Origin of the sequence: Methanobrevibacter filiformis, from assembly GCF_001639265.1 — an archaeon.
Lineage (GTDB): Archaea > Methanobacteriota > Methanobacteria > Methanobacteriales > Methanobacteriaceae > Methanacia > Methanacia filiformis.
On sequence record NZ_LWMT01000280.1, the window covers coordinates 1 to 11272 of the forward strand.

Sequence of the window (11272 nt, forward strand, 5' to 3'; positions counted from 1 at the left end):
AAACACATTAAAAAAGTTTAAAACTAAAACACAAAAAATAGACTAAAAAACTAAAACAAAAACTAAAAAACATCTAAAACCATATCCAACAATCATAAACCTTTATTTTAATTATGGATAATCTCCTTTAAGAAGCTTAAAAATATATCTTTTGAAGATAAAAGAGCAAAAAAATGTGATAACTTAATTTATAAGTATTTTTCTATTGTTGATGTTGAGGATGATAAGGGATTTTCAAGAGATTTTTCAAGGCTGATCTATTTTGTTAGTTCTCATTTATCTGGTTGTAGTGCCTTGAAGAATGGACGAGATAATATTTCTTGTGAAGATGTTGTAATTGGTTATTTAACTGTTTTTAAGTTGATTAATTATGATGTTAGGTCTTTGATTCCGTTAGTGGGCAATTGGACTAAGTAATGTGGTGTATTGGTATGAAATGGAATGTTTTAGGTGCTGTTGCAGGTATTTTGTTCTTTGTTGGTTTAATGATTGTGTTTAGTATTGTTGTTAATGTTATTTGGATTGATTATGAACCTAATTTTTTTATTAGTTTAATTGGTATTATTGTTGCTAGTGTTGTTGGAGGATTTGTTTATAATAATATTAAGGACTATGGACATAGCCATGGTGGTAGTGAAGAGGACGATAAGAAGTTTGAGAATGCTACTAATAAGATTAGATGGGCTATTGCAGGAATTATCATTATTTTCTTAATTGGAACAGTTGTTTTTGATTATTTTACTGAAGGTCCTGGTTCAAATACTATTGATAATATTAATAATGCTAATAATAGTAATACTGAAACTTTTAATAAAAGTGGTGTTTCTTTTAATTATTCTAGTGATTGGGAGGTAAATGAAGATTCAAATAGTTCTTTTATTGCTACTTTAGTTAACATGGCTGTTAATAATACTGATTTTTTGATATTTACAGTCAATAGTGAGGGAATTACATTAGATGAGTTTAAAAATGCTTTTATTCGTGAAAATTCCAGTGATTATCGTGTTTTGAATATTTCTGATACTAGTGTTAGTGGTTTGGATGCTATTGATGTTTATGTGAATAAAAGTGGTAATTATAGTCGTTCAGTTTCTTTTGTAAAAGGAGATTCTATTTATAATTTGATTCTTCGTTCAAATGATCTTTCAGAACTTAATGCTGATGACATGATATTTAAAACATTTCGGTTTACTTAATTTAATTATTATAATGTCTGTTTTTCGTAATATGCAATGATTTATTATTAATACAATATATCATGGTTGTGATTATTGGGTTTATTTGATAGTATTGATAAATTATTAGAAATTATTAGAATTATTTTTTCAAATAAGTTTATGTAATTGAAAATTAAAATATAATTTAGATTAAGATGTTTGTTAAGTAATATTTATTTTTATATTTTTATTATTAATTAATTTATTTAAAATATTAATTAAAATTAATTAAAATCAATCAAAATCAATTAAATTTAATTGAAATTACTTAAAAATCTTTAAATTAATCAAATAGTTTAGACTTAAGGAGGATTTAAATGTCAGATATTGTAAGGACATGGCGCCATATTCAGCAAAGATATAATTTGGTTGGTTCCAAATGTACAACTTGTGGAAAAGTATATTTCCCTCCACGTGTAATTTGCCCAGTTTGCAGGAGAAAAGGGAATATTGAGACTATTCAATTTAAGGGAACAGGGAAAGTTCATAGTTTTTCCATAGTTCATGCAGCAACGGATGATTTTAAAAAATTATCTCCATATGCTGTAGCTATTATCGAACTTGATGAAGGAGCTAAAATAACCTCACAAATAATTGATAGTGACTTAGAGGATATCCAAATTGGAGATCCAGTAGAAATGGTATTTAGAAAAATCAGAGAAGATGGAGAAGATGGAGTAATCTCTTATGGATTCAAATTCAAAACTACCAAATGAAAATAATGATTCTAAGATTGGTGTAGTTTTAATAAGTCATGGAAGCAGCTTACCTGCTTCTCAAAATACGTTTGAAGAAATTAAAAAAGAATTTCAAAATCAAACCAACTATCATGTAGAGATTGGATACATGAAAGTATCCAAACCATCAATTCCAGAAGCTGTTAATCTTCTTTCTTCATATGGTGTAGAGAAAATAATAGCTATTCCTGTATTTCTTGCAAAAGGAATACACACAAATATCGATATTCCAATAATGTTAGGGTTAAACCCAAAAGAAACTGATCCGCGCTCTCCAAATGGAACTTATCCAGAAAATCATTATCTTAATCAAGTAAAACCTGCTAATTTTGCAAATATCATACTTCTTGACCCATTTGGACCAGATGAACTTATTTTAGAAATTATTGAAAGTAAAATAAATGCTGCATTATCAAAAATAGCTATTGATAAATCTAAAGTAGGAATAATACTTGTAAGTCATGGGAGTAGATTAAATTATAATAAAGAGTTTATAACTGATTTATTTAACCTTTACTCTAAAAATAATGACTATAACTCTACTTTTGCATTCATGGAACTAACTCACCCGTCAATATCAGAATCTATCAATGATTTAACTTCTAAAATAGTTATTGAACATTTAATCGTTGTTCCAGTCTTCATAGCTACAGGGGTTCACACAACAAGAGATATTCCAACAATACTTAAATTAATAGATATTGATAAGGAGAACAACCACACTCATGACAATGATCATACTAATTCTCACAGTCTGAAGCATAGCCACAGCCATGATCACACTCATTCCAATGAAAAAATAGATTTTAATGGAGAAATAACTTATTTAGATCCAATTGGTGCAGATCCAATTCTTATAGAACTTATTAAAAGAAGGGTTAATAATGTCCTCTAATGATAAAGAAACTGGTATTTTACTTATTAGTCACGGAAGTAGACTTCCATATGGAAGTGAAGTAATTAACACCCTTGCAGATATGTATAGGGATATTTCTGATTACAAAGTAGCTGTTGGCTACATGGAAATCCACAAACCTGATATAGCAACAGCAGTGGAAGAATTAGTTAAAGACACTAATATTCAAAAAATAATAGCTATTCCTGTCTTTTTAGCTCATGGAGTTCATACAAAAAGAGATATTCCAAAAATATTAGGTTTAGTTAATGCCGAAGAAGATCATGACTATAATCATAGTAATCATGATCATAGTAGCCATGACTATAAAGATCATAAAGACAATCATGAACATAAAGGGCATCATCATGATCATGACTTTAAAAAGGTGGAATTTGATGGTGAAATCATATTTACTGATCCATTAGGTGCAGATCCATTAGTTCTTGAAATTATTAAAAAAAGAATCAATGATTCTTTATAATTTTATTTTTAAAAATATTTCACATCTTTTTTTAAAAATATTCGCCTCTTCATTATTTTTCATAAAAAATAGTTATTACTAAAATAAAAATAAGTAATATTTAAATAGTATTACTATTAACTATATTATTACTAATAGCTATATATTAATACTAATTTAATTATTTATAATAATTTTATTAATAGCTATTATAAAAACTAATGGAGGTTTTGAATTGTTTAGTAGAGAGTATAATCCATTAAGTGACTTTTTATTCCTAAAATACATGGCAGAACCTAACTGTACCTATCAATGGAAATCATTTGTCAATGCATTGTTTAGTGAAAATAATGAGAATAAGGAAGAACATGTAGAAGAAGTAAAGCTATTAGAAGGTAGGAAATTAACAAAAAAGGTTATAAAAGATAAAACCAGTATCTTAGACCTTAGATCCATTGCTAATAGTAGCAGACAAATAAATATGGAAGTTCAACAATTAAATTTAGGAGATATGCTTAATAGAAGTTTATATTACTGGAGTAAAGCATTTTCTATAGCTATTAACGAAGGACAAGATTATAAAAAGCTACCTAAAATAATATCAATAAGCTTAGTGGATTTTGAGCTAATAGATTTACCTGAAGTCTATACAAAATTTAATATATTTGATGGAACAAAATATTATAAACTAAGTGAAAAATTGGAATTATATTTTATAGAACTACCAAAGTTCAGAAAAATAAAGAATAAAAACTTAAACAACCCATTACACAGATGGCTAATATTTTTTGATAAAAACTCAAGTAAAGAACTATTAGATAAGGTGATCAAAATGGATAAAGCAATAGAGACAGTAGATATGATAGCACGTAATGCTTTAAAGGATAAAAAGTGGTTACATGATTACCATTTGAGAGCAATGGCTAAATCAGACTGGACAAGTAGTATAAACCATGCTGAAGAAAAAGGTTTGAAGATAGGTGAAAAAAGAGGAAAAGAAAAAGGTTTGAAGATAGGTGAAAAAAAAGGCAGGAAAAAAGGAATCATAGAGGTAGCTATCAACCTTAAAAACATGGATTTACCTGTGGAACAAATAACTAAAAGCACAGGTCTATCTAAAACGGAAATAGAAAAATTATAAAGGATCCTATCTTATTTATTCTATTTTTAATTATTTTGTATTAATATTATTGTTATTTCATTTTATTACTCATTTTAATTATTTTATTATTACTTATTTTTGTATGAAAATAAAGTTAAAATTATATATCATTTGAGTTACATTAGTATATTAGAGCGTATGGGCTGGATTGTAATAAATTAAACAATTAATTACACAGATGGTTAATATTTTTGATAAGAACTTAGGTAAAGAATTATTAAATGAAGTGGTGAAAAATGGATAAAGAAAGAGAAACAGCAGAAAGGATAGCATGTAATCTTTTAAAGGATAAAAAATGGATGCATGAGCATCATTTAAGAGAAATGGCTAAATCTGACTGGACAAGTAGTTTAAATCATGCTAAAGAAAAAGGGGAAGAAAGGGGATTGAAAAAAGCTGAGGCTATGGGTAAAAAAATAGCCATTGCAAAAATAGCCATGAACCTTAAAAAGATGGGTTTGCCTATGGAACTAATATCTGAAAGTACAGGTTTATCTAAAAATGAAATAAAAAAATTATAAAGAATTGCATCTTATTTATTCTATTTTTATCTTTATTATTATTATTATTATTATTATTATTATTATTATTATTATTATTATTATTATTATTATTTTGTTTCATATGATTACTCGCATTTTAAGTATTTTTCTTATTGTATATTTTTTCATGAAAATAAAGTTAAAATTATATACTATTTAAGTTATATAATAATATATTAGATATTACAGAAATTAGGTACTGAATTTATTTTTAATTTATTTTTTAAAATTCTGATTTTTAGTTTTAGAACTTATCATTTTAAATAGTTATGTGATAACAATGGATTATTTTGAACGATTAGAAAAGGAAACTTATGAATTATATGAAATTGCAAATGCTGCAAGAGCTAAGGGTTTGGATGTTGAAACAAAAACCGAAATTCCACTTGCAAAGGATTTAGCTGAGCGTGTTGAAGGGCTTGTAGGACCTGTTGGAGTTGCTGCACGTATTAAAGAGTTAGAAACAGATCTTTCACGTGAAGAAGTGGCTTTTACTATTGCTGCTGAGATTGCATCAGAAGAAATTGAGGAAACTGGAGAAAAAGCAGCTGTTAAACGAGAATCATTGGCTGATCAGGGCTTGAGAACTGCTTTAGCTATTTTAACAGAGGGGGTTGTTGCAGCACCACTTGAAGGAATAGCTGCAGTTAAGATAAAAAAGAATTCTGATGGTGGAAAATATTTAGCAGTTTATTTCGCAGGACCAATTAGAAGTGCAGGAGGAACTGCAGCAGCATTAGCTGTTTTACTTGGAGATAAGATTAGAGAAGCAACTGGTCTTGATATATACAAACCAACAGAAGCTGAAATTGAAAGATATGTAGAAGAAGTTGAACTTTACGAATCAGAAGTAACAAATCTTCAATATTCTCCAAAACCAGAAGAAGTGAGGCATGCCGCGAAAAATATCCCTGTTGAAGTTACAGGCGAGCAAACAGATAAAGTTGAAGTTTCACACAGAGATTTAGAAAGAGTAGAGACCAATAATATTCGTGGTGGAGCATTACTTGCGATGATTGAAGGAGTTGTTCAAAAGGCTAAAAAAGTTTCAAAATATACTAAGATTCTTAAATTAGATAAATGGGAGTTCCTTTCTGAATTTACAAAAGAAAACAAGCCAAAAGAAGAACCTAAAGATGGAGAAGAAAAAAAAGAAATAATAAAAGAAGAACCTAAATACATCCAAGATATTATTGGAGGAAGACCTGTTTTAGGTTATCCTGGAGAAAAAGGAGGGTTCAGACTTCGTTATGGTAGGTCCAGAAATACAGGTCTTGCAGCAATGGGAGTTAGTCCAATCACAATGGAGTTAGTTGAATTTTTAGCTGTTGGAACTCAATTGAAAATAGAAAAACCAGGAAAAGGAAACTGTGTTGTTCCAGTGGATTCTATTGAAGGACCTATTGTTAAATTAAAAAATGGTGATGTTGTTAAAGTAAAATCTATAAAAGAAGCGAAATCTATTAGAAAATATGTAACTGAGATATTATTTTTAGGGGATATGCTTGTCGCATTTGGAGAATTCTTGAGAAACAACCAAAATCTATTACCTTCTGCATGGTGTAGTGAATGGTGGGCTGAAACAATATTAAATTCACCAACATATCTTGAAGAATTGAAATCTAGTATTGATAATAATATTAGTAATAATATTAGTGATAGTAATAATAAAGATGATAAAACTAATACTGGTCAAATGACTTTTGGTAAATCATCTGTTATATCTAATTATAATAACAATACTGATAGTAATACTACTAACAATACTACTAACAATACGGATAGTAATACTACTAACATTACTAATAACAATACTACTAACAGTACTAATAACATTACTAATAACAATACTGATAGTAATTCTATTAATATTTCTATTAATAAGGATTATAACAAGATAGATATTAATAACACAGAATTAGACTTAAACAATATTGAAAATAGCTATTTATCAGCAAAAGATTCATTTGAACTTTCTAAGAAATATGGTGTTCCATTAAATCCTGAATATACTTATTGTTATAATGATATTTCAGTTGATGATTTACAAGCTCTTATAAAATGGATTAACAAATATACTAATGATTATAAGGAAGGAGACAAGCTTACACTTGATTTATCTTATGAAAAGAGAATACTTGAGGTTATTGGAGTTCCACATATAGTTAAAGATGGGAAAATTATTATTGATGTTGAAGATTCATACGCAATTGTAAATACTCTTAAAAAACCAATAGCTATTGAACTATTAGATGGGAATGTGTCACCTGTTGATGCAATAAACACAATAACTGATGTTAAAATCATGGATAAAGCACCAGTTTACATTGGGAGTCGTGTTGGAAGGCCTGAAAAGTCTAAAGAAAGATTGATGAAACCAGCACCGCATGTTTTATTTCCAATTGGAAACTATGGAGGTAGTAGGCGATTAGTTGCAGAAGCAGCTAAAAAAGGATCAATTTCAGTCGAGTTTTCAAGAAGACAATGTACGAATTGTCAAATAAGCTCATTCCAATCATTATGTCCTAATTGTGGTTCTAAAACAGAAGTTGGAAAACCTGGAAAGAAAAAAATTAATCTTTCAGGATTACTTAGAAAAGCATCTGAAAATGTTGGTGTCAGACGAGTTGATGAAATTAAGGCTGTTATTGGTATGATTTCAGAATCAAAACTACCTGAACCATTGGAAAAAGGAATACTCCGAGCAAAAAATGAAGTTTTCACTTTTAAAGATGCAACAATAAGGCATGATTCAACAGACCTTCCTTTAACTCATTTCACACCAAAAGAAGTTGGAGTTACTCTTGAACAACTTGAATATCTTGGCTATGATCATGATGCATATGGAAAACCAATAACTGAGGATACTCAGATTATTGAACTTAAAGTTCAGGATGTTATCATCTCTAAAAATTGTGGTGAATATTTAGTTAAAGTAGCTAGTTTCATTGATGATTTGTTAGATAAATTCTATGAGATGGATAGGTTCTATAATGTCGAAATAAAGGAAGATTTAATAGGACATTTAATTGCTGGACTTGCTCCTCACACTTCAGCAGGGGTACTTGGCAGAGTAGTTGGTTTCACTAATGCACTTGCATGTTATGCACATCCATATTTCCACTCAGCAAAACGAAGAAATTGTGATAGTGATGAAGATTCTGTAATGTTACTTTTAGATGCTTTAATCAACTTCTCAAAATCATATCTTCCAAGCACTAGAGGGGGGAGTATGGATGCACCTTTGGTTCTTTCTTCAAGAATTGATCCAGAAGAAATAGATGATGAATCTCACAACATTGATGTTATGGATAAATTCTCCCTTGAATTTTTCAATATCACAGAAAAAGAAGTTAAGCCAACAGAAGCTGTTAACTTAATAGATAACGTCTCAAAACATTTAGGAACTCCAAAACAATATGAAGACTTAATGTTTTCACACAACACCTCAAATATTCATGCAGGACCAAATATCTGTCTATACAAAACTTTACCTTCAATGAAAGAAAAAGTAGGTTCACAAATAGCTCTTGCTGAAATTATCAGAGCTGTAGATCAAAGAGGTGTAGTTGAAGGAGTTTTATCTTCTCACTTCCTCCCAGATATCATGGGAAATGCAAGAGCATTTTCAAAACAAAAGGTAAGATGTACTAAATGTAATAGTAAATACCGAAGAATGCCATTAACAGGAAAATGTAAATGTGGGGAAAATTTAATTTTAAGTGTTTCTAAGGGATCAGTACAAAAATACTTAGAAATATCCAAAGAACTTGTACAAAAATATCCAATAAGCCATTATCTTGTTCAAAGATTAGAAATACAAGAATTTGGTATTAATTCATTGTTTGAAAGTGATAAATCTAAACAAAGTTCCTTGGATGTTTTTATGTGAAAATAATGAATTAATCTATTAAAAATATATTAAATTTCTACTAAAATTTAATACATTTTCAATTATAATGATATGGAGTATAATTTAAATTATTTTAGATATTATTTTTTTTAAAAAGGGGTGTGTCAAAATTCCACCCCTTGTCAATTCGTTTTTGGCTCATGCACCGTGCATGAGTCCTAAATAATTATTTCTGTTTGCATGGGACTATAAAAGAATAATTTGTACTATTAATGTCATTAATTTAACTACTTAATTTAATTTACTTGTTTTTTCAATTAAATTAAATTTTTTAGCTAATGCTTTTACTGTTGATCCTTGTAGTAATATTGATATTAGTGTTACAACAAATACTACATTGAATATTAGTGATGCCTGGGGGATGTTCGCAACTAAAGGATATGTTGCAAATACAATTGGTACTGCTCCCTTAATTCCTGTCCACGATATAAATGCTTTTTCTTTTAATTTAAACTTAGATTTAGCTAGACATACAAAAGTAGCCAGTGGTCTTGCAATAAGTACCAAACCAACAGCAGTTACTATACTTATTACAGCAGTTGGAAGTAAATCTTTTGGTGAAGCGAATAAACCAAGGATAATAAACATTATTATTTGCATAAGCCAAGCTAAACCATCGAAAAAGTTTAACTGGGCTCTTTTAGTTATAAATTCATTATTTCCAATAAATACTGAAGCTATATAGACTGCTAAAAATCCATTTCCTCCACTTAATTCTGAAACTGCAAATGATAAAATTGCAATAGCTATTAATAATACAGGATAGAGTCCTCTACTATCTAAATTAATTGAATTAAGTAATTTAATTGATAATCTGCCTGAAATGTACCCTATAATCGTTCCTATAACTAAAGATTGTATTAATGTCATTACAATCCCTAAAATGGAGGCTGATGGATGAATAACTAAATATAAAAATGATATTGTTAAAATATAAGCCATTGGGTCATTTACTGAACTTTCAAGTTCTAATAAATAGTCTAGATTATTTTTTAACTTTAAGTCAGGTGAGCTAAATATTGAAAATATTGCTGCAACATCTGTTGATGATATAATAGCTCCAATAAGAAGTGATATCATTAAATCAAAATTTAGGACGAAATGAAGAAAAAGTCCAGTGACTATTGCAGTTATAAGAACTCCTACTGTTGAAAGTAAAATTCCATATTTCGATACAGCTTTTATCTTTGCAAGATTAGTATCCATACCTCCAGAAAACATTATAATAATTAATGCAAAGATACCAACATATTGAACAATCATATAGTCGTTAAAATGAATCCCAACAATTCCATCTTGACCAAGTAACATTCCAATAATCAAAAAGACGATTAATGTAGGAACTCCAATAATAGATGACATTTTACTTAGTAATATACTTACAAGAAGTAAAAGGCCTATTCCGAGTAATATGTGATGAATATCTATCATTTTATTAAACCTAAAATTAATATTTTTTATTATTTTTTTCTATTTTTTCTATTTTTTTTATTATTTTTTTTCTATTATTTTTTATTATTACTCTTCTATTATTTTTTTTATTCTATTTATAAATTATATTTTTTAAAGTTAAAAAATTTTATCGAAATTAACAATATAATATTAATTTAATGAAAAATAGTAAGAATTATTAAGAATCATAGTTCTCTACTAACATTTGGATAAAAGTTTAGTAAAATAGTATGAACTTGTAATAAAAATAGAATAATAAAATAATAATAAAATACAATAAATCAATATTAGATATAATAAATCCATATTGAACAATAATAATTAATAGGGGAGTAAAAGAAAGTAATAAAATGACTTTTAACTTTTAATTTAGACAGGATTAAATAACTAAATTAATAAGCTAAAAATATTAAGAAACTATTTATTTTAACTTATTTTGTAGATTGTTTAATGAATTCACCATTATTAAGCTCTTCAAAAGTTTCTGCTAGTTCTTTTTCAGAGTTCATCACTATTGGTCCGCCCCATGCAATAGGTTCATTCAAAGGCTTTCCTACAAATAACACGAATCTTACTCCTTCATCACCAGTATGTACTGCTAATTTACCCACTTGGTCAAATATCGCTACAGTTTTACTGTTAACACTGATTTCTTCTTCTCCAAATTGCCCATCACCTTGAATAACATATACAAATAAGTTGTTATCTTTAGGAATCTCCATTTTAAACTTTTGTCTTGGATTTAAACTAATGTCCATTATTGAAGGAGATCTTCCATAATTCATTGATTAGTTAATTGATATTTATTGGTTTATATTGTGATGATGAAGTAATATTAAGTTAAAATAAGGATTATTATTTAGTTTATTGGGTTTTAAGTGGGTTATGTTT

10 protein-coding genes are annotated in these 11272 nt (G+C 28.2%); 8 read left to right on the forward strand and 2 right to left on the reverse strand.

What is annotated here, in order from left to right; translation table 11 throughout:
• Positions 1 to 294 precede the first annotated feature (294 nt).
• The 8 genes from MBFIL_RS11150 (at position 295) to polC (ending at position 8908) form a co-directional block, all read left to right on the forward strand.
• Complete coding sequence (locus MBFIL_RS11150; RefSeq protein WP_281192582.1) at positions 295 to 417, forward strand: hypothetical protein; 123 nt, start codon at positions 295 to 297, stop codon at positions 415 to 417.
• Between the two features lie 14 nt (positions 418 to 431).
• Positions 432 to 1196, forward strand: coding sequence for a PsbP-related protein (locus tag MBFIL_RS09245; RefSeq protein ID WP_066973825.1), 765 nt, complete (start codon positions 432 to 434; stop codon positions 1194 to 1196).
• Between the two features lie 338 nt (positions 1197 to 1534).
• Positions 1535 to 1933 (forward strand): Zn-ribbon domain-containing OB-fold protein, encoded by a 399-nt coding sequence (locus MBFIL_RS09250; RefSeq protein WP_066973827.1) that lies wholly within the window; start codon positions 1535 to 1537, stop codon positions 1931 to 1933.
• The gene (cfbA, locus tag MBFIL_RS09255; protein ID WP_066973829.1) at positions 1905 to 2849 is read left to right on the forward strand and encodes a sirohydrochlorin nickelochelatase; all 945 of its coding nucleotides are present in this window, start codon (positions 1905 to 1907) and stop codon (positions 2847 to 2849) included. Before MBFIL_RS09250 ends, cfbA (MBFIL_RS09255) begins: the two co-directional genes overlap by 29 nt.
• Positions 2839 to 3333 carry a sirohydrochlorin nickelochelatase gene (gene cfbA / locus MBFIL_RS09260; protein ID WP_066973831.1) on the forward strand — a complete coding sequence of 165 codons (495 nt, stop codon included), beginning with the start codon at positions 2839 to 2841 and terminating at the stop codon, positions 3331 to 3333. The genes cfbA (MBFIL_RS09255) and cfbA (MBFIL_RS09260) overlap by 11 nt, the downstream gene beginning before the upstream one ends.
• A 214-nt stretch (positions 3334 to 3547) precedes the next feature.
• Positions 3548 to 4453, forward strand: a complete 906-nt coding sequence (locus tag MBFIL_RS09265) for an Rpn family recombination-promoting nuclease/putative transposase (protein WP_066973833.1) — start codon at positions 3548 to 3550, stop codon at positions 4451 to 4453.
• Positions 4454 to 4710: 257 nt separating this feature from the next.
• The gene (locus tag MBFIL_RS09270) at positions 4711 to 4995 is read left to right on the forward strand and encodes a hypothetical protein (RefSeq protein ID WP_066973835.1); all 285 of its coding nucleotides are present in this window, start codon (positions 4711 to 4713) and stop codon (positions 4993 to 4995) included.
• Between the two features lie 301 nt (positions 4996 to 5296).
• Positions 5297 to 8908 (forward strand): DNA polymerase II large subunit, encoded by a 3612-nt coding sequence (gene polC / locus MBFIL_RS10340; RefSeq protein ID WP_084266375.1) that lies wholly within the window; start codon positions 5297 to 5299, stop codon positions 8906 to 8908.
• A gap of 252 nt (positions 8909 to 9160) precedes the next feature.
• Here polC and MBFIL_RS09285 read toward each other — a convergent pair whose 3' ends face one another.
• Both MBFIL_RS09285 and MBFIL_RS09290 read right to left on the reverse strand, forming a co-directional pair.
• A complete protein-coding gene (locus tag MBFIL_RS09285) occupies positions 9161 to 10360 on the reverse strand; it encodes a potassium/proton antiporter (RefSeq protein WP_066973836.1) in 1200 nt (399 codons plus the stop codon).
• 452 nt (positions 10361 to 10812) lie between these two features.
• Positions 10813 to 11166 (reverse strand): pirin-like C-terminal cupin domain-containing protein, encoded by a 354-nt coding sequence (locus MBFIL_RS09290; RefSeq protein WP_084266376.1) that lies wholly within the window; start codon positions 11164 to 11166, stop codon positions 10813 to 10815.
• Positions 11167 to 11272: the final 106 nt, after the last annotated feature.